Origin of the sequence: Rhizobium leguminosarum, from assembly GCF_004123835.1 — a bacterium.
Lineage (GTDB): Bacteria > Pseudomonadota > Alphaproteobacteria > Rhizobiales > Rhizobiaceae > Rhizobium > Rhizobium leguminosarum_M.
In genome coordinates this window covers 410,136-431,643 of record NZ_MZMU01000010.1, presented here as the reverse complement: position 1 = coordinate 431,643, position 21,508 = coordinate 410,136, and the positions used below count along the sequence as shown (strand labels likewise).

Here is a 21,508-nt window from a genome sequence, read left to right as displayed (position 1 = left end):
GGAAAAGACGGCTCACGCCGCCTCCTCCTCGTTGAGGTCCGGCTGCAACGAATGGAGGTAGTCGACGGCCCGTTGCGCATGCGCTGCCGCCGAAAAGATGGCGCGCTTGTCGTGGCCGAGAACCCTGAGCCAGCCATCGAGATAGCTTGCGTGGTCGGGTCGTGGTTCGAGCTCAGGGACGATGCCAAGATCGGCGCAGAGAAAGCAACTGCCGAGTTCGGCATGGGCCGCAACGCAGTGGAGGACGGCAAAGTCATTGCGGGCGGCGCGCGAGCCTGGCAGGACCAAAGGCCGGGGCAGGACGCGAGGCCGCAATCTTAGTGGGAGGTTTTGACGGAGGCAGACGTGGCAAATCCGCGAGGCGGCAGCCGCTTCGGCAAGCCTGCTGATCTCCTGGCGGAGTTCATCGTTCTCATTCATGGTGAGTCCTCATAGGCTGGATGCATACATTCTCGAAGGCGGCCTCTAGTCGAACTGCTCGCCGTGACCGATCTGCTCCTTCACGGCATCTCCAATCGGAGGATCGGCGGCATCGGGGTCGGCGCTGTTGGCGTCCTTCAGGGACTTGGCAGCTTCGAGCAGCGCGACGGCGATCTCCTGCGTGCCCCAACCAGCTTGGTTCGCCGTGGCGACGACCTCGTCCAGTGCATTCCGGGCAGGGTCCTTCGATTCTTCGAAACGCTGTGCAGGATCTTCGGTCGTCGGCGATGGAAACGGCATGGTCATCCCTTTCGATTGCGAGGTAACCCGTGAACCTTCGGACAGTTCCCATCGGCGCCTTGACGGATCAAAACGCGACTCCACTCTCTCCGGCATGAAGCTTGTGGTTCCACCGCCTTTCGACCCCCGACGATTCTTTCATTTCGTCTTCAAATGCGTGGTCATCATGCCATTCTGTATCCTGTTGGCCCCAACCGGGATTGCTGCAGTATTGGACCGACATGAACAACCTCTGCAAACGAAAATGGTTCGATTCCCAAGGGAGTGATGCAGCAGGAGCCGCGCCGCATGGCGGAAAAGGCTCTGACAGCGGTGATCCACGAGGCTTATATCCAAGGTGTCTCGAGCCGCTCGGTGACGACCTAGTCAAGGCCATGGGTATGAGCGACACTCGAAGAGCCAGGCCTCAAGGCTTCGCGAGGAGTCGACGATAGACGGCGACGGCCAGCCGCAACCGTGGCGGCTGAGCCCTAGTAGCCGGTCATCTCAAGATACCCGACACCTGACGTGGAGCCCGTGAAGTTTATCGGCCCCTCCCAATAAGGCGTCGAGGTTGCCATCCAGGACTTCTCGTTCAACGGTTTGGTCGTGATATCAAGTGACTTATCCGGCACGCGTATACGCCACTCTACCGGAATCTGGCGCCCATCGACCGTTGCCTTCCGTGTCGGCTCAAGGTGAACGTCGTCTTTCGATAGAGGTGTCGTTCGCCCATCCCCGGATATCCAGTTCGCGGAGACGAACCCGTCCTTGTCATCACGGAGGCGAAAGGCCATCAGCTTGTCACCGGAATCCATATGCAGTGAGAACCAGTCCCAGCCCGTCTGATTGGACGCGAGCGGCTGCGACGACCACTCTCGATCGAGCCAAGCCTTCCCGGTGACTTCGACCGGCGCCCCGGACATCGTGATTGTCCCCGCCACCTCATAGAAGGGCTGCGAGTAGTAGTAGCTCGCCTGTCCGTTCGCCGACTTCACTGAAAAGCCGTTGTCACCCTGAAGAACGAGCGGCCCGTTGGCCCTGAGGTCGAAGGTATAGCTGAAGTCCGGCCCGCCCGCGGAGATTAAAAGGTTGCCTAAGGCGTCCGAGCCAGTTCGCTCGGTACCCTCCATCCGCCAGTCGTCTATCCACGCCCGAAATGGCGTTGCCTGAACGCCCGCCTGCCCGACGCCTCCCCGGCCCAAGCGCTCTGCAACATACTGATGGCCTTGGGTGGTGATCGCTGCATGCCCGATCCAGACTTGCGGATCCGCGAAACCTGCCTTGTCTCCCGGAGCCAGCGCAGAGCGAAAGAGCGTCCACTGCGCTCCATATTGCCTGCCATCCTCATCTTTGAGGTTGGCGGTCACATACCACCACTCAATCCGATAATCAGGATGAGCGCCATGATCGGCGGGGAAAGAAAGACCATTGCCACGCTCCGGGATCGCAAAACCTTGCGCATTCGATCCCAATCCGGCGAAGCCCTGTGCGGACGCCGGACCGCTTACGCAGATCATAGCCGCCGCTATCAAGACCGATGCTAACTTTCTACCGTTCATTGGTGAAAATCCTCAGCAGGTCCAAAGGACTAATCGAGCCGAGACGCCGAACCGGCACCAGCACCGACAGCAATGCAGCGACGAGAGCGATTGTTCCCAGCCAAAGCCAATCCATTGGAAACACCATCATTGGCAATCGCCAACCAAAGGCCTCCACGTTCACGATCGCAAGCAGGACCCATGCCAGGGCAAGACCGACCGGGATCGCAGCCACAAATGTTCCCAGCCAGAGTGCAAGTGTCCGGACAACTTCGTAGAGCGCTAGATCCCGTCGCCGTACACCCATTGCCCACACCGGCGCGAGCTGTGGAAGCCGAATACCAGACAGCGTCAGGAGGCTTGAGAACATGGCAAATCCTGCCACAGCAAGGGTGAAGACGTTCAATGCGCCCGTCACCTTGAATGTCTGATCGAAGATGGCTCTCGATTGCCGCTTAAGCGAAGCCTGGTCAACAATCGCGCTACCCGAAATGCCAAACTCCTCGACCAACTGACGCTTCAGATCCTGGGCATGCTCGGGAGCAACTCGGACACCGTAGCGAAGTTTCGGGACATCGGGGTAGTGGTCGACCAGGGTATTGATCCCGACGATCACTTGTCCATTCGGGTTCCCATAGTCCGAGTATACGCCGACCACGGTCGCCCTCCAACCTCCAGGCATGAGCAATGGCTGGCCGATCTTGGCTTCGCCGCGACGCCACATCTGTTCATTGATGAGAGCGCCCTGCCCGACGGCGATCTTATCCCAAACGTCATTGTCTGAAGCGATCAAGGGCCAGTGCTCCCGATAGGTCGGATCGTCGGCGATACCAAAGATCTGGATTTGCTCGCCAAGCACCTCACCGTCAACGCTCCAGATGGGCAGGAGTGCCGTCGAGCGTTGCGGAAGCCAGGCTCGGAGCCGCGCAGCTTCCTCCTCATCCTTGGCAGTCACGTAAAGCTCGGCGGCCAGGCGCTGATCCAGCCATCCGATGAACGTCAGCCGGAAACTGGATACCATCGTGCCAACGCCGATGTTCGCCGACAATGCCAGCAGCAGAGCCATCAACGCCAGCGACAGGCCGGGAAGCTGTATGCGAGTGTCGGCCCAGAACCATTCCATGAGGGCGCTCCGTGCCAATCGCTGCGCTGCGGTCAGGATGACGGCGAGAAGTCCAGGCAGCATCAGAGCTGTTCCAAGAAGCAGGCAGCCAAGCACCGCAAAGCCCGCCACCAGCCCGGACGCAGCAATCGCCAGGATAGCAGCCAAGATGAGCAGAATTCCACCCGTTCCGGCTTGAAAGGCAAGCGATCTGGCCGACTCTCTTGCCCACGCTCGCGGCTGGGCGGCGTCCAAAATCGGCAGCTTCCAAACCCGCCACAGGCTCTGAGCTGACGAGACAGCGGTTCCTCCAAGAGCAATCGCCAGTCCAGCCAGCCACCACTCCGGCCGAATGGATAGCGAGCCTGACACATTGGCGCCGTAGAGGCCCCTGAGGGTCGCGGCGACACCCGGCATCAGGAGCCATGCAATGACGTAGCCGAGTATGACGCCGATGAACCCGGATATCAGCGCCAGCATCGAAAGCTCGATCAGGAGCATCGTGGTCAATGCTCGAAGGGAGACTCCAACCGATCGAAGTGTACGGAAAGTGCCTCGACGCTGTTCGAAGGTCAGACCCGTGGCCGAATACACGATGAAGAGCCCAACGACGAACGAAAGGAAGCCGAAAGCCGTCAGGTTGAGGTGAAAGCTGTCTGTGAGGCGAGCGACGTCTGGTTGATCAGCCGGTTCTCGTATCGTCAGCCCGGGCACAATCCGGTCGAGAGCTTCCGTGGTGACCTTCTGATCGGCTGCGACCACCAGACGGTCAATCTTCCCGTGCTTTTCGAGCAACCTGTCAGCAACCGATATGTCGACAAAGGCGGCGCCGTCGGGAATATTGCCATCTATTTTGACGGTCATATCCGTGCTGCCGCGCAGACGCTCGGCAGTCGCGCTGGACACGAGCAACTGTCCGCTGGCTGAAAAGAAGCCGGTTAGGTCTGAACCGCTGGCGATGGTCTCGGTGTCCCTTGGCATCGTCAGAGGCTCGATGCCGACCAATCTGATCCTGGTGCTTGCGAAGCGGTAGCTGCCTTCGATCACGGGCGAAACATTCAAACCCGCTCGACGTAGGCTGCCATAGAGCTCGCTAGCTATGCCATCACCGTCCTTGGCGACGATCTGCCTAAGGCCGCCTTGCTCCAAAACCGATGCTGCCCGGGCATAGCTTGCTCTCGCCTCGGCATTGATAGCCTGAACGCCGGACCAGAGAGCTGTCGCAAGTGCAATCCCCATGACGAGCGTCAGAAGCTGGAGAGGTCTCCGACGCCAGTGTGACAGCAGGGCTGCAAATGCAACGAAATTCATTCGGCAATTTTCCCACCGCGGAGGACCACCGTTCGGTCCAGACGACCTGCAAGCCTCATCGAGTGAGTGACGAGAAGCAGAGCTGATCCCACTGTCTGGGCCAGGCTGAGCATCAGATCGAGGACGGCATCGCCGGTGTGCTCATCCAGGTTGCCCGTTGGCTCGTCCGCAAGGATGAGAGGCGGTCGGGCCGCCAAGGTTCGCCCGATTGCAACGCGCTGCTGTTGCCCTCCGGAAAGCTGCTCGGGATATCGGGCGGTGTGTTCGCGCAGCCCCAACTTCTCGATCAACTCTGCTTCCCAAGCGTGATCGTACCGGTTCGCGAGCTTGGCGTGGAACGAGATGTTGGCTGCGACGGTCAGTGATGGAATGAGGTTAAACTGTTGGAAAACCAGGCCGACCCGAGTCCTCCGATATTCTGCCCGTTCGTTTTCTGCAAATAGCGCCAGATCGTTGCCGTTCATCACGACCGAGCCGCTGTCCGCACGGTCGAGCCCGCCAGCCAGATGCAGCAATGTGCTTTTGCCACTGCCGGACTCTCCGGTCAGCGCAACACTTTCCCCCGCAGCGACTTCCAGGTCGATGCCCTTCAGGATCTCGATTGGTCCCTCGGCGGTTGGATAAGATTTTCTAATACCTGAGAGGGCGAGGGTCATGTCGGTCTCTTGAACACGGAGTTTGCGGGATGCAAAAACCCTCGGGTGACCTAAGAACTTTCGCGAGGGATCACAAGATCCGTGCAACAGCACGAAAACAAGAGATTCCTGGCCATTGCTTGATCAATAGCCAGTAGAAGTTGTCAGCCTCAGCCTAAACGTCGACCTTGCGAGCAACGATGCGCGACCGCTTTTCCGACCAGACCCGAGGTCTCCGGCTTGACTATCAGGCCCTAGGGACCCTGCACCCGATTACGTCAGCGGCCTTGTTCCTGGTTAGGTCAACAAGACGACAGTGTCGATTTCTGCCGGCATCGCCTTCTTCGGTCGAAGGCAGATTGACCGGGATCGAGGCCAGCGTTTTTCATCTTCGCGAGGAGGTCAGCGACGAGAAGGATAACGCCCATGAAAGCAGATCGGTGATCCACAGCGCCTTGACGAGCAGGCGAGGCAGATCGCCCTTCTCGACATGACGCTGGCCTCACCGGCGGTGGAATGATTGCCATGCCAGTGACGGCGGAGGCGGCGCTGCGGCATTGGTGGAGGATCTGATTCTTGACCACTCGACTGGGAGCCACAAACCGAAAAGGCCCCGCAAAAAGTGGCGGGGCAAGTTTCAGGAGCAGATATGAAAAAGGGGCTCGCTGTTTCAGCGTTTTTCATATCGACGAGCGAACCCCCGTGCCAAAAGTTCCGCAAACATTCCGAGTTTACGCTAAAAGAGGCTCCGCCTTGCGGCGGGGCTAGTTGGGTTTGCGAGTGGGCCGCAAGAGAGTCGAAGTGCATGGCTGTAATAATACAATCTTCACGGTCCGAGGACTTACGATCGACGGAGCCTAATGTTCCCGCGCCGGGAGGATTTTTTTAATCGGTCGCACCAGTCGTTTCGCTGCTTGGGGCGGGGGTTGGCGCTGGATGCCGGAGGCGTCAATGAGGACGGTTCTGCAAAGTTTGAGTTGACCGCTTTCGATGGCGAGGCGACAGTTGCAACCTGCAGCGAGGCAGGAGGAAAAACGATGGACGACACAGACCGCTGGCGCGACATGGCAAGCGCACCGAGAGACGGTAGCCGGATCCTCGTCACGATTCGCCCGTCCGAACAGGGGCCGGCAGAAGTTGACCTCGCATATTGGTCGAATGGCGATCAGTTCGGTGCAGAAGGCTGGCGCGCCTCTGATTCCTCGCCCGGGCACATCATCGAATATGCCGAGCCGGAATTGAAGTGTTGGATGCCGATGCCCTCGGCCAACCTCAATCGCACCTCGATGCCCTCCCCTTGGGAAGGCGATGATGACCAGGAGCTCCACGGGTCAGGAATCTGAGAACTCGCTGCCATATTGCAATGTTTCGATGCGCGGCGGGTGGCAAATCCAGTTGAGACCCGAGACCGCCAACTCAGCGGCGCCTTAAAGGCAGCCGCGCGAACGGCGTGTCGTCGATAACCGGCGACCGTTCCACTTCAACGGTATCGCTCGACACTGCGCGGCCGGGCGCAGCCCGCAAACTTGTGTGCAACCTCATGCTTCGCCGGTTTTATGATCATAGCGCCGATCTGTTCGGCCAGCAGCAGATGCCTGCCCAATCGTGATTGGACATCGGCTGCGACCTGAGCGACGCTGTTTTTGGGAGGCGGACCATCTATTTTTCCGGATAGGAGGCCGAAATGGAACAGTACGCACTCGATCAGTTGAAAACCATCGCAACGGTCAGCCCGACCTGCAAGCGCCTTGAAATAGCGCGGCGCGAACGGCTTGAACGGTGGGCCGAAAGTCTCGAACGCAGCCCCAGACCGTTTCTCAAGACGCTGCACGAAACCGAATATCAGCCGATGGCAGATCGGCTTGCTCTCAGGGATGACGGCACCCCGATCTCCGTTGCATTCGCTGATCCCATTCTGCGGGCGGCAGGAATGGAAAATGATAGCTATGGAGAAGCCAAGCGGTTCTTCGAACTCAGCGACGAGCAATTGCATGATCTTGTCTGCTTCTGCCATTTCGGTGAACGCGTCAGCGCGGCAGTCGTCGCCCGCCGTTTGCGGAAGATGTCAGGCTCCAAACCAGACGGGTTTTTCGCTCAGCTTCGTGCGTGGTTCGCCTGACTGAGACTAAAGGCCACCATCTGACGTGCTGGTCGGGGATGCATCGATCCCCGTCGGGTCGTTGCTCCTGCGGCATCGACTATCGCTGACATTTTGAGGGGCAGATTTCTGAAGCAGTTGGTTCCTGCTGGTCAGCAGGAACCAACTGCTTCAGCGCTGGCCGACCACGCCCCCTAGGGACTTGCGTCAGGGCGTTCACCAGCAGCACCCACATCCATGTCAGCGTGCTGGGGAAAGATGCCTCGCCGAGCGACTATCCAGTCAGGGAGAGGCTTGGAGAGGCCGTATCGCTACTTACCGCCAGCTAACCACGCGCTTGCCATTGTAGGTGATTTAACGGAAAATCCTCGGCATGGCCCTTGAGGCCTGGGCAGCCTGCCATGATCGGAGAACGCCGTGCCTCTGAAAAACCTTTTGGCCGCAGCAGCAATCGTCTTCATGACACTCGCAGGATGCGCAACTAGCGGATCGGACAACACAACCTATGCACAGCCGCAGGGGATAGGCCCAGTTCGCGGTGAGATAGGCGGTTACTAGCCCATCGAGAGTGTTTCGACCGCTTTAGAAACACGGCCTGGCTGTTTACGACGAACCAACCTCGGCGCTCGATCCGATATCATCGTCGCTGTCCGCGGAGGAAGGCATGACGATGATGCTGGGCCGCAGCCGACGTGACAAATGCAGAGGCGTCGGTTCCGTGCGACAGTAGGGCTTTAAGCCTCAATATTGTCGAGCATCGAATTCCTCAATCGTTTCCGGGTCCTGCTTATATTCCCATTGCACACCGTTCAGCCGGCGCCAGATTTGTCCCGATGGGTTTCGGCCGGCGGCGTCGACGAGTGGCACCGGGAGGAGTGACTCGTGCTTGTGCCAGAGTGTGACGTCAGTGACGCTAGCCTGCTTGGGCTTCCGGAACAGGTTGAAAAGGAGTGCGAAGTCCATGGCCGATTTTCCCCAAGGGATCCGACTATAGGGATTTTTTGGGTACTTTCAAGTACCATAATTTTGGGAACCCGACGCGCGGAAAATATCGGCGCCGCTGCTCACGAGTAGCATGCGTCATAGATCGAACAAAGGTCAGCTAGGGGCCTGATTGCGAACGCAGCAAAGAGGCCTCTGAGGTAGCACAGACGTCTCCAATTCTAGAAGCGCCTACATATCCGCGTTGTCGTTGAACGGCAGTCCGCGAGTTCTCCATTCGTCCCTCAGTATATCTTCCAGGTCCTCGACCGTGAATTCGTCGAAGTTTGCCCAGAGCTGCACGGCCAGCGCCTTCAAATTCGACGTTGTTTCTGAGTCAGCTTCGGCCGCCGCGGCAAGCCGATAGATTTCCTGGCGGAGTGCATCGCTCTCTGTCATGTCGCTCCTCATGGCACTGCGCCAGCGCCTCCTGTTCGATGGCAGGCAACGAACAAGGTAATCCCTAAGTTTGTCGCAGGATGCCGGCCTCCTTCGCCGCAGCCTCAAACGCAGCTCGCGCTTCCGCACCGGGAACAATGCCATTTGCCGCGTCCAAGCATACCTTCCGCGCTGTCGCGTAGCTCGCGCTTCTGTTGTCGGGCCAGTATTTCTTCAAAAATGCGACCGCCTCTCGAGCGCTCCTGATGACGTGAAAACGATCATCTATCTTCAATTCGACGTTCGCATCCCAGATGCTGATCATGGCGTCCTCCGTGGGGCAGGCTTCCCACAAACGTATATTAGGAAGATCTGTTCCAAGCGGACGATCCGGCCGGAATTTTGGCAGCAGCATGAGGCTCTTTCGTTTTAACCCAACAACCGCTCGCAATAGCCGTCTCTGTTGCGCTGCGTCCTACCGCCGTGCTTCGAAAGCTTCGCCTTATCTTCGGTTAAGCGCCTTCGATTCGGCTCTGAAGGTGCATTCAAGAAAGTGGTGAAGGATGTCGATCCGGCCATGCGAGTCACGTCCCCAAATCGCAAAACGCCCCATCTCCACGCAAAAAGCCCCGCGGTTGTTGCGACCGCGGGGCTTCTTGACGCCTCACCCGGGAGAGGGGGTCAGGCGGCCTGTACTTTGCGGGCCGTGCGTGCCCATTCGGGCAGCCAGTCGCCGTGGGTGGCAAGCAGATCGTCGACCAGCGACCAGATCTGGTCGAGGTCGAGTTCGGCGGCCGTATGCGGGTCCATCATCGCGGCGTGGTAGATGTGCTCGCGATTCTCCGTCATCAGCGCCTGCACCGTCAGTTCCTGGACGTTGATATTGGTGCGGATCAGCGCGGTCAGCTGCGGCGGCAGGTCACCGATGAAGGTCGGCTGGATGCCGGAGGCATCGACGAGGCAGGGCACTTCGGCGGCGCAGTTGGTCGGCAGCGAGGTGATGCAGCCATTGTTGCGGACATTGCCGTAGATCACCGAAGGCTCACCGGTCCAGACCGAGTTGATGATCGAGGAGGCATATTCCTTCGACGGCGCGACCTCGATCTTGTCGGCCGAGCGATAGGCTTCCGCCTGCCCTTTCCAGCGCTCGATCTGCTCGATGCAACGCTTCGGATATTCATCGAGCGGAATGCCGAATTTCTCGATCAGGTCCTCGCGGCCCTCCTTGATGAAATAGGGCGTGTATTCGGCGAAATGCTCCGAGCTTTCGGTGACGAAATAGCCGAGCCGCGTCAGCATCTCGTAGCGCACCTTGTTCGGGCAGCGCGGGTTCCAGCCGGGCTTCGGCGCCCTGCCCTCGCGATAGGCGCGCAGCAGGTCGGGATAGAGGTTGCGATAGGACCCGTCCGGCTGGCGATGCTCGAATTTGAGATAGAAGGCCATGTGGTTGATGCCGGCCGCCCGGTAGCGGATTTCCTCGTAGGGGATGTCGAGGTCATGCGCCAGTTCCATCGCCGTGCCCTGCACCGAATGGCAGAGGCCGACCTGGCGGATGGTCGGATATTTCTCCGATATCGCCCAGGTGTTGATCGCCATCGGGTTGACATATTGCAGCATGATGGCCTCGGGGCAGACGGCGAGCATATCCTCGCAGACCTTCCAGAGATGCGGCACGGTGCGAAGCCCGCGCATGATGCCGCCGACGCCGAGCGTATCGGCGATCGTCTGGCGCAGCCCGTACTTCTTCGGCACTTCGAAATCGGTGACCGTGCAGGGCTCGTAGCCGCCGATCTGGAAGGCGACGACGACGAAATCGGCGCCCGAAAGCGCCTTGCGCTGGTCGGAATAGGTCTCCGCCTTCGCCTTCACCCCGAGCGTCGAGATCAGCTTGTTGACGACGACGGCGCTTTCTTCCAGCCGCTGCGGATTGAGATCCATCAAGGCGATCGTCGCACCTGACAGCGCGGGCCGCTGCAGCACGTCGCCGACGATGTTCTTCATAAAGACGGTGGAGCCTGCTCCGATGAACGTGATTTTGGGATTTGCTGCCATTATAACCTCCGGCATTCGGCAATTATGCTACGTCGAAAGCGGCCTTGACGAGCCGTTCGGTGTAGGCGGTCTTGGGATGGGATAAAACTTCGTTGACAGGGCCTTCTTCGACGATCTTGCCATGCTGCATGACGATGACGCGATGGCAGAGCGCCCTGACGACCTTGAGATCGTGGGAGATAAACAGGTAACTCAGGCCGCGCTCGTCTTGCAGCTTGCGCAGGAGTTCGATGATCTGCGCCTGGACGGAAAGGTCGAGCGCCGATGTCGGCTCGTCGAGCAGGATGAATTCCGGTTCCAGCGCGATGGCGCGGGCAATGGCGATGCGCTGGCGTTGGCCGCCGGAAAATTCGTGCGGGAAGCGCGACAGGATATTGCCCGGCATGCCGGCGGCAATCAGCGCTTCGCGCACCCGGTCCTGCCGTTCGGCCTTGGTTGCGCCCAGCCTGTTGACGACCAGCCCTTCCTCGATGATCTGGCCGATCGTCATGCGCGGATTGAGCGATGAGAAAGGATCCTGGAACACCACCTGCATGCGGGCGCGCAAGGGCCGCATCTCGGCCCTGGAAAGGCCGTGGATCGGCTGATGGTCGAAATGGATCTCACCGCTGTCGGGCGTGTTCAGCCGCAGGATCGCCTGGCCGAACGTCGTCTTGCCGGAGCCGGATTCACCGACCAGCCCCAGCGTCTCGTGACGGCGCAGCGTCAGGTCGAGGCTGTCGACGGCGACAAGCTCGCGCATCGCCGGCTTGAGAAAGGTACCGTGACGCATCATGAAGGAGACGCGCACGCCCTTGGCATCGAGGATGACATCCGACCCTTCGGGCAGCGGATTGGCCTGGCCACGCGGCTCGGAGGCAAGCAGATGCTTGGTATAGGCGTCCTGCGGATTGGCAAACAGCGCTTCGGTGGTGTTGTGCTCGCGCACTTCGCCGTACTGCATCACATAGACGTAATCCGAGAACTGCCGCACGACGGTCAGGTCGTGGGTGATGAGGATGACGGCCATCCCCAGTTCCTTCTGCAGGTTGCGGATCAGGTTGAGGATCTGCGCCTGCACGGTGACGTCGAGGGCCGTCGTCGGCTCGTCGGCAATCAGCACATCCGGATCGTTGGCAAGCGCCATGGCGATCATCACGCGCTGGCGCTGGCCGCCGGAAAGCTGATGCGGATATTGCATGAGCCGCGCCGCGGGATCGGGGATCTGCACATGTTCCAGCAGTTCGAGCGCGCGCTTTTGCGCATCCCTCTTGCTGATCCGGCGATGCACGCGGATCGCTTCGACGATCTGGCTGCCGATCGTGTAGATCGGGTTCAGCGAACTCATCGGCTCCTGGAAGATCATCGAGATGCGGTCGCCGCGCAGCTTGCGGCGCGCCCGCTCGGAAAATTTCAAGATGTTGCTGCCGTCATAGGCGACCGTCGATTTCTCGGAGACGACGGCGCGCTTCGACAACAGCCCCATCACCGTTCGCGCCGTCACCGATTTGCCGGAACCGGATTCGCCGACGATCGCGATCGTCTCGCCGCGATAGAGCTGAAAGGAGACGTCTTTGACGGCTTCGACCATGCCGTCCTCGACCTTGAAATTCACCGCCACATTGCGGGCGTCGATAATCGGCGTGTCCGAACGGCCATCATGGTCGTGGCGGACGGGCGGGGCAAAGGAATTGACCAGTGCAAGAGCCATATCAATCACCTCAATAAGGATCGACCGCGTCGCGCAATCCGTCGCCAAGCGCATTGAATGCGAAGACGGTGACGAGCACGAAGCCGACGGGGGAGAGAATCCAGGGATAGGAGCCGATCACCGAATAGGTCGCCGTGTCCTGCAGCATCAGGCCCCAGGAGATCAGCGGCGGCTTGACGGCGAAGCCGAGGAAACCGAGGAAGGATTCCAGCAGCACGACGCTCGGTATATGCAGCGTCACCGCGACGATGACGTGGCTCATCACATTCGGGAAGATGTGCTGCATGATGATGCGCGTGTCGGTGGCGCCGACGGCCATCGCCGCCCGGACATAATCGATGCGGGCGAGTGCCAAGGTCTTGCCGCGCACCTCGCGCGACATCTGCGCCCAGCCGAGCGCCGACATCACGGCGATGACGAAGGCAAGGAAGACGTTGGTCGGCGCCGTCACCGGGATCAGCGAGGTCAGCGCCAGATAGAGCGGCAGTTGCGGGAAGGCGAGCACCAGCTCGACGAAACGCTGCAGCCAGACATCGAAGGTGCCGCCGAAATAGCCGGATACCATGCCGACGGTCGTGCCGATGATGGTGACGATGAAGACCACCGTCAGGGCGATTGTCAGCGAGATGCGCGAGCCGATGATGGCGCGCGACAGCACGTCGCGGCCGAACTTGTCGGTGCCGAGGAAATGCACCGGCTGGCCGTCGGTCGAGCCGAAAAAGTGCCGGTTGGCCGGGATCAGGCCGAGGAGCCGGTATTCGGCGCCCTTGACGAAGAAGCCGAGCAGCCGCGGGTTGTCGTAGTCGATACCGACGATCGGCTGGAAGGTGACCGGGTCGAGCTCTTCGGAATCGGAGAGCGCGTAGACGCGCGGCTGGAAGACGAAATTGCCGTCCTTGTCGTGGAAGCTCATCATCTGCGGCGGCGCGAAGCCGACATCGGTCGCCTTCGGGTCCATCGGCGCGAAGAAATCGGCAAAGATCGCCATGAGGAGCAGCAGCACGACGAGCATCAGCCCTGCCATGCCGGTCCACGAGCGCCTCAACCGGCGCCAGACAAGGGCGATATAGCTTTCATGCCCACGCGATTGTTTTTTGGTCACGATGTCGGTTGTCGGCGGCGTTGCAGAAGAGTCGAAAGCCAACATCTCAGGCTCCTCCATATTGGCGGACACGCGGATCGAGCAAAGCGAGCAGCATGTCGGCGATGATGTTGCCGACGATCAGCGTCGCCGACAGCACCATCATGAAGGTGGCGGTGACATAGACGTCGCCGACCGCCATCGAGCCGACGATCGCTGGGCCGACAGTCGGCAATGCGAAAATGATCGCGGTTTCGATCTCGCCGGTCAGCATGTAGGGCAACACGACGCCCTGGTACATCACCAGCGGGTGCAGCGCATTCGGCACCGCATGGCGCATCACCACCGCTGCGCCGGAAAGCCCCTTGGCCTTGGCCGTCTCGACATATTGGGCATTCAGCGTATCGAGCAGATTGCCGCGCATGACGCGCATATTGTAGGCGAGCCCACCGAAGGTGGCGATCGCCACGACCGGCCAGACATGGTGAACCAGATCGACGAATTTCGCCCAGGACCAGGGCGCCCCGCCATATTGCGGCGAGAAGAAGCTGCCGATCTCGGAGACGTTAAGCTGGAAGACCAGGAGATAGACGATGATCAGCGCCATCAGGAAGCGCGGCACCGTCATGCCGAGGAAGGAAATCCCCGAAAGCAGGCTGTCGATCCAGCTGTATTGGCGCGTCGCCGCCCAGATGCCGAAGCCGATGCCGAGCACCGAGGCGAAGAGGTGGCAGACGAGCGCCAGAAGCAATGTCCGCGGCAGGCGTTCACCGACGACATCGGCCACCGGCTTGTTGTAAAACATGCTGTAACCGAAATCGCCGCGCGTCACGATCCCGCCGATCCAGTTCACGTATTGGACGACCAGCGGCTTATCGAGACCATGTTCGACCCGGTAGAGCTGCGCCTGCGCTTCGGCCTGGGCATAGGACGCGCCGCCCTGGTTGATTAGCTGGGAGCGGATGTAATCGGCGTAGTCGCCAGGCGGGGCCTGGATGATCGCGAAAGTCACCACGCTCAGGATGAACAGAATGGGGATCGCAGAGGCTATGCGCACGAGCAAGAATCGTAACATCGAACGGTTCGCTTCTCCTTGCCGCCAGTCGCTCCTTGTCAGCGCGGCCGGCTTGTTGGTCATATCAGGCCGCGCGCCACGCGCGGCCTGGAGCTCACTTCAGCTGGGAGGGAACTCTCCAGCGTCGCATCACATGCGACGCGCTTTAGCTCTTTGTGTCCTGATGACAGGCATCAGTTAATCGGGCCCTTTTCGCCGGGCTTGCCGGGCAGCTGCTCGGGGAACAACTCGTATTTGCCCTGCTTGTCGGCGGCCACCCACATGCGTTCGCGGATCACGGAGTCTTCAGCCCAATTGAACATCATGATCGGCGTACCCTGAGGCACGTTCGAGAACCGCTTGTTGATGATCAGCGCGCCCGGATATTCCGTCAGGCCCACAGTGTTGACGTGTTCCGTCGAGATCTTCTGATACTGCTTCATCAGATTGACGCGGTCCTCGTTGCTCTGGCTCGTCCTGAACTTGTTGATAACGTCGACAAGCTCCTTCTCGAACGGCATCAGATCAAGCTGATCATCCTTGCCGGCGCGATGGTGCCAGCTGGTGCGCGGACCGACAGGGGCAAGCTGTTCGGTATTCTGCACCACCGACGAGAGTTCCGTCGTGTTGCGCTGGATCAGCCAGTCGAAGCGGCCGGCATAATGGGCGTCGTCACGCTTGGCACCGTCGAGCGCGTTGATGACGATCTTCAGCCCGAGCTTCTCCATCTGGCCGACGACACCTTCGGCAAGGCTCTTGTCGGTCGTGTACTGATTGTTGATCAGCATGACGATTTCGACATCCTTGCCGCCGAGCGTCCCGGCCGGGAAGTTCAGGATGCCGTTGCCGTCGGTGTCCTTGAGACCGGCTTTCGCGAGTTCCGCCTTGGCGCCCTCAAGATCAAAGGGGTAGTAGACGGTCGAGTTGCGGTCGTAGAAGCTGGTGCCGGAGGAGAGCCCACCGGGATAGATCGCGGTGAACGGTCCCTTGACCAGCGAGTCGCCGATTGCCTTGCGGTCGAGCGCCATGGTGACGGCCTTGCGGAAGTCCTCGTTGCGGTTCAACTCGCGGATCGCCTCACCGCGCTCGTCCGGGTTGCCCCAGCCGTTGGCGGAGAAGTTCATGCGGAGATTGTAGCCGATGAGGCGCGGGCCGAAGGCAAGGCGGGCGGGCGCCGTTTCTTCCGCGGCACGCTTCAGCGATGCGACGAAGTTTTCCGGCTGCTCGAGGTTCGAGATGTCGGCGGATCCTGCCACGGCCTGAACGTCACGGTCGGCCCAGGTCGAGAGCTTGTAGTGCAGCTCGTTCAGATAGGGCAGTTGATCGCCCTTCTCGTCGACCTTCCAGTAATACGGGTTGCGGCGCATGACGATGATGTCGTCCGGGCGATATTCGACCGGTACCCAGGCGCCCATGACCGGCATGTTCATGAACTCGGGCGGGAAGGCGTTCTTGAACTGGTCGTAGGTGTTCTTCGAATATTTCGGATGCTTCGGCTTCAGGATATGCGACGGACCCGGGCAGAAGTTCGGATAGGACATCGTATAGAGATATTGTTTCGGAAACGCCTCCTTGAAGGTCCATTCGACGGTGTAGTCGTCGACCTTCTTCAGCGTCGTCCCGGCGCCGAAGGCTTCCGGCGAGGCGCCGCCGCCGAGCGGCGAGACGTTCGGGTCGATGACTTCATCGTCCCAGTAGAACATGATGTCGTCGGCGTTGAATGGCGCGCCATCGGACCATTTGGCGCCTTCGATCAAGTGCATGGTCAGCTTATGGCCGTCTTCGGACCAATCCCAGCTCTTGGCGAGGTTCGGCAGCGGCTCGGTGTCTGAGGCCTGCACCTGGAACAGCGGCGCGGTGCGCGTCAGGCATTCGGAGAGGCCGATATCGATGCCGCCCCAGCCCTGCGTCTGGCCGGCGCCATAGTTCCAGCCTTCCGGCCGGCCGCCGATGACGTGGCGCATCGTATCGCCGTAGACACCGATGCCGTCGGGCATATTGCCTGTCTTGAAGACCAGCGGCTCCTTCGGCAGGCGGTCCTTGACCGGCGGCAGCTTGCCGGTGGCGACGAAGTTCTTCGTGACCCAGTCGGGCTCGTGATATTCGGGCAGCGCCTTGAACTCCAGGATGGAGTCGCGCGCGACATAGTTGATCTTGCCTTCGGCGGGGAAGTCCGCCGGCGCCGGCGGAACGGTTGGCTCGGAGGCATATGCATTCAGCGCCGCGGCTGAGACGCTGAGCGCCAGTCCGGCCAGAATGCCTACGTTACGGAAATTCATCATCGTTTCTCCCTCTTGTTCCGGAGCACGGCTCACGCGGCTCCTTTTCCTCGAACGACATGAAAGCGGGCCTGACGCCATGGACTTCCCTCCCGGAAACCCATGACGACCCATCCTTCAAGAAAATCAGACGGCCTGTTTCAGCGCCGCCTTTTCCGCGCGCAGCTCCTCGATCGAGCGAACGTTGCGGCGTGCGGCCCCCGCCCAGTCGCGGGTCTGCACCTTCGATTTCGACAACCGCTCCTTGGCGGCCGGCACGGCATGCGCATATTGCGGCAGCCAGCGCGCCTGGGCAACGACCATTTCATCGACCATCTGCCAGACCTCTTCCGGCGTGGAGACGGCGCCGACCAGCGGATCGTGCAGCACGGCAAGCTTCAGCAGGTCGATGTCGCCCGATATCGCCGCATGCACCGACATGCGCTGGACGTTGATCGAGGCGATGCAGGTGGCCGCACAGGCTTCCGGCAGGGTGACGCCGGAGACCATGTTGATGCCGAAGCGGTCGACGAAGCCCGGCGATTCAATGATCGCATCGGACGGCAGGTTGGTGATGACACCATTGTTCTTGACGTTGAAATGGCCGCGATAGACCCGGTTCGTTTCCAGCGCCTCGAGGATATGGCTGGCATGTTCGTTCGAGCGCTTGGCGGGATCGATCGGCTTTGCGGCGGATTCCAGGAATTGCGGATATTCCGTCTCGAACCAGTTGCGCGTTTCGGTGGAATGGCGGAGATAGCCGCCGGTTTCGCCGTGGATCCAGTCGGACATGTCGATCCAGCGGGTGATTTCGTCCGGCCGCTTGCGGTACCAGGGCAGGTATTCCGAGAGATGGCCGTTGCTTTCGGTGGAATAGACGCCGAAACGCTTCAGCACGTCGATGCGCAATTTCTCCTGCTGCGAATAGACCGGATGCGCCTCGAAGGCGGCGATCAGCTCGTCCTTGCCGATCCTGCGGCCGTTGAGGCGCAGGTCGATGAACCAGGTCTGGTGGTTGATGCCGGAGCAGATATAGTCGAGCTCGCTCAGCGATTTCGCACCGAGCACCTCGGCAATCTGTTCGGCGCCATGCTGGACACCGTGGCAGAGACCGACGGTATCGACCTTGCCGTATTCGATCGCCGCCCAGGTGTTCATCGCCATCGGGTTGGCATAGTTCAGGAATTTCGCGCCGGGCTCGGCGACCTCGCGGATATCCTTGCAGAAGTCGAGGATGACCGGGATGTTGCGCTGGCCATAGAGGATGCCGCCGGCGCAGATCGTATCGCCGACGCACTGGTCGATGCCGTATTTCAGCGGGATTCTGATATCATCGGCATAGGCCTCAAGCCCGCCGACCCGGACGCAGCTGATGATGTAGCGCGCGCCTTCCAGTGCCTGACGCCGGTCGGTCGTCGCCGTCACCTTCGTCGGCAGCCCGTTCGCCTCGACGACGCGGTCGAGGATCGCCTTGATCATTTCGAGATTATGTTCGCTGAGATCCGTCAGCGCGAATTCGATGTCGCGAAACTCGGGAACGCACAATATATCGGTGAACAGCTTCTTGGTGAAACCGACGCTGCCCGCACCGATGATAGCGATTTTGAAACTCATGATCTTCACCTCGACCCAATCGAATGCTAAGGAAAAGAAGGCCATGGAGGATCGGGCCGCATGCTGACGCATGTGGCTGAAAACGCCGTAAAATCTGCCTTTTTCCTCCCGGCCGCTCCATCGGCCGTGGTCTCTTCCTCTTGTCGGTCGGGATTATGCCCGAAATCGGCAGGGCGACCAGAGAAGGATTATGCTTTCAGGGGTAATTTTGTGCTGCAGGATTTGATCGCCAACGGACAGTCGATGAGGACGGTTTCGCTGCCCCGCGGCCGCCAGCGATTGCACGCCATGCCGACCAGCGCCGGCTATGAAGTGCGCGAGAACGAGAGCTATGACTGGGACGGCCGTCGGCGCGGCCAGACCCCCTTCACCGTACTGCAGCACACGATCAGCGGCAGCGGCCAGCTGCGCTACCAGCACCGCAACTATCGCCTTCAGGGCGGCGACACGCTGCTCGTCCTGGTGCCGCACAATCATCGCTACTGGCTGGAGAAGGGCGACCGCTGGGAATATTTCTGGATCTCGATGAATGGCGAGGAAACGCTGCGCATCCACCAGATGGTGCTGTCGACCGCCGGCCCGGTGCTGAAGCTGCAGCCCTCGACCATCGATCATCTGGCCGATTGCAGCCTGCGCCTCGTCAAGGGCGCGACATCGCCGGGTGCTGCCTCGGCGATTGCCTATGAAGCGGCGATGGCGCTTTACGACGATGTCTTCGGCTCGCCGGCCTTTGCCGCCGAGCTCAGCTTCATGCAGCCGGTGATCGACCATATCAACGCCAATCTCGAAAAGCCGCTGCCGGTGAGCGAACTCGCTGGCATCGTCGGCCTCAGCCGCGCGCATTTCTCGCGCAGCTTTGCCGAGAGCGAGGGCATGCCGCCGGCCGAATTCGTGCTGCAGCAACGCCTGCAGCGCGCCGTCAAGCTGCTGACCAAGGCCGACTTCCTGCCGGTCAAGGAAGTCGCCATCATGTGCGGCTTCGAAGACCCCAACTATTTCTCCAAGGTCTTCCGCCGCGTCTACGGCACCAACCCCACCGAATTCCGCACGACGGGCATGTATGCCAGCATCGGAAAACTGAGATAGCCGGTCGTCCCGATCGGCGGACCTTGGCTTCAGGCCCGGACCTCGAACACCATGTTGAATGGCGTTTCCGTGGCGCGACGGAAGTGCGTGAACCCGGCGTCGAGCGCGACCTTTCGAAGCTTCATTTCTCCCGCCTGCGCGCCGAGCCCGAGCCCGACCTCCTGGGAGAGGGACGCTGGCGTGCAGATCATCGTCGACGCGCCGTAATAGACGCGGCCGACCGGATTGAGATTGTCCTTAAGATGGTCATGGGCAAAGGGCTCGACGATGAGCCACGTCCCGTTCGGCCCAAGCGTGTCCTTGACATGCCGGCCGGCGCCGACCGGATCGCCCATGTCGTGAAGGCAGTCGAACATGGCGACCATATCATAGCCGCGCCCCGGAAAATCTGCCGCCGAGCCCTGCTCGAAGGTCACGCGGTCGGCGACATCAGCATCCTGGGCAGCAGCCTTTGCTCTTTCGATCGACGGGCCGTGATAGTCGAAGCCGGTGAAGCGGGAGGCGGGATAGGCCTGCGCCATCAGGATGGTCGAGGCCCCATGACCGCAGCCGACATCGGCGACACTAGCGCCGGCCTTGAGCTTTTCTTCGACCCCGGCCAGAGCCGGTATCCATTCGGCGACGAGATGGCTGTTGTAGCCGGGGCGAAAGAACCGCTCGGTCCCGCGAAACAGGCAGGTGCTGTGCTCATGCCAGCCGAGACCCTTGCCGGTGCGGAAGGCATCGGCGACCTTTGCCTCGTCCATCCACATGGATTGGACGACTTCGAAGGCGCCGACGAAAAAGGCGGGGCTGTTTTCCTCGGCAAAGACCATCGCCTGCTCCGGCGTCAGGCTGAAACGATCGGTCTTTTCATCGTAAGCGACATAGTCCGCAGCCGCCTGGGCGCTGAGCCACTCCCTGAGATAACGCTCCTTTATGTTAGTTTTCGCGGCAAGATCCTGGACACTCATCGGCGTTCCGTCGGCCATTGCCTTGTAGATTCCGACCTGGTCGCCAAGCACGACCAATGCCCCTGACATGGCGGCGCCGACGTCGCCAACAAGACGACCGACAAGCGCATCGAGTTTTTGCATATCTGGCTCACGCATTGTTACCTCCCGGGTGCGTGATGAGAACAGTCTAAATTAGATCTTAATAATATTCAGTCAATCAACCTGGTCGTTCGATAGATGAGCGCGGAGTATTAAAGGTCGAAGAATGGAATAGGCGGGCCCACTCCAGCGCTCACAACATGCTGTGCCGTCATGGACCTGCTCTCATCATGGCTTGTATCGAGATTGCGTTTTTAATATAATCTGCTCGAGGCAGAATCACACTTTTGATGCAAGGTTATTGTTTTGTGTCTATCTTCCGCTCAATGCCGCGCTGCTCGTGCCCTTTTGGCATGGTCTCAGGACGATCTCTCATCGGCCTCAAAAGTCGCCAAGGCGACGATTGCTAATTTCGAGGCCGGAAAGCGCTCTCCCTACGAACGAACCCTTCAGGACATGAAACACGCCCTGGAAGGTGCAGGCGTTGTTTTCATCCCTGAAAATGGCGGAGGGGCGGGTGTTCGCCTTGCAAAACGCGCCGATGCCTCGATCGACACGAATGAGACCGAGACGGTTCAATATGAAGAATATCTCGAAAACGACGCACCGCCCGGTGCAGGTGGCTGAATGATGGCAAAGAAAGAGAAGCTCGAACACTCCGAACTGGCGGGAGAATTCACCGATGACGGGATCACCGTGCTCGTCGATATCTTCCGCACATCCGGCAGCAATGAAGACTGGACGATGGAGGTGGTCACGCAGGCGGAAGATCTGATCCGCTGGGACGAGCCATTTGCGACTGACCGGGATGCCTTCGACGAATTCCTAGCCGTCGTCGCGCGGGATGGCATTCGATCGTTTCTCGAAGATGAAGAGCCATCCGTGCATTGAGGG

The 21,508-nt window shown here is 60.2% G+C and carries 19 protein-coding genes and 2 pseudogenes; 6 read left to right on the top strand and 15 right to left on the bottom strand.

All coding sequences use genetic code 11. From position 1 onward, the window contains the following. Window positions 1-12: 12 nt before the first annotated feature. Window positions 13-222 (bottom strand): annotated as a pseudogene (locus B5P46_RS15495) (zincin-like metallopeptidase domain-containing protein); the annotation flags it as partial. Between the two features lie 243 nt (window positions 223-465). Continuing rightward, entirely contained in the window at window positions 466-720 is a 255-nt protein-coding gene (locus tag B5P46_RS15490) for a hypothetical protein (RefSeq protein ID WP_129419417.1), read from the bottom strand. Window positions 721-996: 276 nt separating this feature from the next. On the opposite strand from B5P46_RS15490, the pseudogene B5P46_RS15485 reads away from it, so the two are divergent. Next, window positions 997-1,144, top strand: a pseudogene (locus tag B5P46_RS15485) (transposase); the annotation flags it as partial. Window positions 1,145-1,190: 46 nt separating this feature from the next. Here B5P46_RS15485 and B5P46_RS15480 read toward each other — a convergent pair. The 3 genes from B5P46_RS15480 to B5P46_RS15470 are packed head-to-tail and all read right to left on the bottom strand — an operon-like array spanning window position 1,191 to window position 5,309. Next, window positions 1,191-2,261, bottom strand: coding sequence for a lipocalin-like domain-containing protein (locus B5P46_RS15480; protein ID WP_129419416.1), 1,071 nt, complete (start codon window positions 2,259-2,261; stop codon window positions 1,191-1,193). Continuing rightward, a complete protein-coding gene (locus tag B5P46_RS15475) occupies window positions 2,251-4,653 on the bottom strand; it encodes an FtsX-like permease family protein (protein ID WP_129419415.1) in 2,403 nt (800 codons plus the stop codon). Before B5P46_RS15475 ends, B5P46_RS15480 begins: the two co-directional genes overlap by 11 nt. Continuing rightward, window positions 4,650-5,309 (bottom strand): ABC transporter ATP-binding protein, encoded by a 660-nt coding sequence (locus B5P46_RS15470; RefSeq protein WP_129419414.1) that lies wholly within the window; start codon window positions 5,307-5,309, stop codon window positions 4,650-4,652. The genes B5P46_RS15475 and B5P46_RS15470 overlap by 4 nt, the downstream gene beginning before the upstream one ends. Before the next feature lie 1,016 nt (window positions 5,310-6,325). Between B5P46_RS15470 and B5P46_RS15460 the strand changes: the two genes are divergently transcribed. Further along, window positions 6,326-6,631, top strand: coding sequence for a hypothetical protein (locus tag B5P46_RS15460; protein WP_129419468.1), 306 nt, complete (start codon window positions 6,326-6,328; stop codon window positions 6,629-6,631). A 341-nt stretch (window positions 6,632-6,972) separates the two neighbouring features. Next, window positions 6,973-7,407 (top strand): hypothetical protein, encoded by a 435-nt coding sequence (locus tag B5P46_RS15455; protein ID WP_129419413.1) that lies wholly within the window; start codon window positions 6,973-6,975, stop codon window positions 7,405-7,407. A gap of 720 nt (window positions 7,408-8,127) precedes the next feature. On the opposite strand, the gene B5P46_RS15445 is transcribed toward B5P46_RS15455, so the two are convergent. From B5P46_RS15445 to B5P46_RS15405, 9 genes are all read right to left on the bottom strand, one after another. Beyond that, window positions 8,128-8,349 (bottom strand): hypothetical protein, encoded by a 222-nt coding sequence (locus B5P46_RS15445; protein ID WP_129419412.1) that lies wholly within the window; start codon window positions 8,347-8,349, stop codon window positions 8,128-8,130. Between the two features lie 210 nt (window positions 8,350-8,559). After that, window positions 8,560-8,766, bottom strand: a complete 207-nt coding sequence (locus B5P46_RS15440; protein WP_027687847.1) for a hypothetical protein — start codon at window positions 8,764-8,766, stop codon at window positions 8,560-8,562. A 64-nt stretch (window positions 8,767-8,830) separates the two neighbouring features. Then, window positions 8,831-9,070, bottom strand: coding sequence for a DUF982 domain-containing protein (locus tag B5P46_RS15435; RefSeq protein WP_129419411.1), 240 nt, complete (start codon window positions 9,068-9,070; stop codon window positions 8,831-8,833). Window positions 9,071-9,426: 356 nt separating this feature from the next. Further along, window positions 9,427-10,797 (bottom strand): alpha-glucosidase/alpha-galactosidase, encoded by a 1,371-nt coding sequence (locus B5P46_RS15430; protein ID WP_129419410.1) that lies wholly within the window; start codon window positions 10,795-10,797, stop codon window positions 9,427-9,429. A gap of 22 nt (window positions 10,798-10,819) precedes the next feature. After that, complete coding sequence (locus B5P46_RS15425; RefSeq protein ID WP_129419409.1) at window positions 10,820-12,487, bottom strand: ABC transporter ATP-binding protein; 1,668 nt, start codon at window positions 12,485-12,487, stop codon at window positions 10,820-10,822. 10 nt (window positions 12,488-12,497) lie between these two features. Further along, window positions 12,498-13,634, bottom strand: a complete 1,137-nt coding sequence (locus B5P46_RS15420) for an ABC transporter permease (protein WP_129419408.1) — start codon at window positions 13,632-13,634, stop codon at window positions 12,498-12,500. 1 nt (window position 13,635) lies between these two features. Further along, window positions 13,636-14,643, bottom strand: a complete 1,008-nt coding sequence (locus tag B5P46_RS15415; protein WP_026188757.1) for an ABC transporter permease — start codon at window positions 14,641-14,643, stop codon at window positions 13,636-13,638. Window positions 14,644-14,816: 173 nt separating this feature from the next. Continuing rightward, entirely contained in the window at window positions 14,817-16,904 is a 2,088-nt protein-coding gene (locus tag B5P46_RS15410; RefSeq protein ID WP_129419407.1) for an ABC transporter substrate-binding protein, read from the bottom strand. Between the two features lie 123 nt (window positions 16,905-17,027). After that, window positions 17,028-18,494, bottom strand: a complete 1,467-nt coding sequence (locus tag B5P46_RS15405; RefSeq protein WP_129419406.1) for an alpha-glucosidase/alpha-galactosidase — start codon at window positions 18,492-18,494, stop codon at window positions 17,028-17,030. 60 nt (window positions 18,495-18,554) lie between these two features. On the opposite strand from B5P46_RS15405, the gene B5P46_RS15400 reads away from it, so the two are divergent. Further along, window positions 18,555-19,580: an AraC family transcriptional regulator gene (locus tag B5P46_RS15400; RefSeq protein ID WP_206735358.1), complete on the top strand. Its 1,026-nt coding sequence runs from the start codon at window positions 18,555-18,557 to the stop codon at window positions 19,578-19,580. A 29-nt stretch (window positions 19,581-19,609) separates the two neighbouring features. Here the strand turns inward: B5P46_RS15400 and B5P46_RS15395 are convergent, their stop codons facing one another. After that, window positions 19,610-20,671 carry a class I SAM-dependent methyltransferase gene (locus tag B5P46_RS15395; RefSeq protein ID WP_129419405.1) on the bottom strand — a complete coding sequence of 354 codons (1,062 nt, stop codon included), beginning with the start codon at window positions 20,669-20,671 and terminating at the stop codon, window positions 19,610-19,612. A 249-nt stretch (window positions 20,672-20,920) separates the two neighbouring features. Here B5P46_RS15395 and B5P46_RS15390 point away from each other — a divergent pair, with 249 nt between their 5' ends. Continuing rightward, window positions 20,921-21,241 (top strand): helix-turn-helix domain-containing protein, encoded by a 321-nt coding sequence (locus B5P46_RS15390; RefSeq protein ID WP_129419404.1) that lies wholly within the window; start codon window positions 20,921-20,923, stop codon window positions 21,239-21,241. Between the two features lie 3 nt (window positions 21,242-21,244). After that, window positions 21,245-21,505: a hypothetical protein gene (locus B5P46_RS15385; protein WP_025397793.1), complete on the top strand. Its 261-nt coding sequence runs from the start codon at window positions 21,245-21,247 to the stop codon at window positions 21,503-21,505. The last annotated feature ends 3 nt before the right edge of the window (window positions 21,506-21,508 follow it).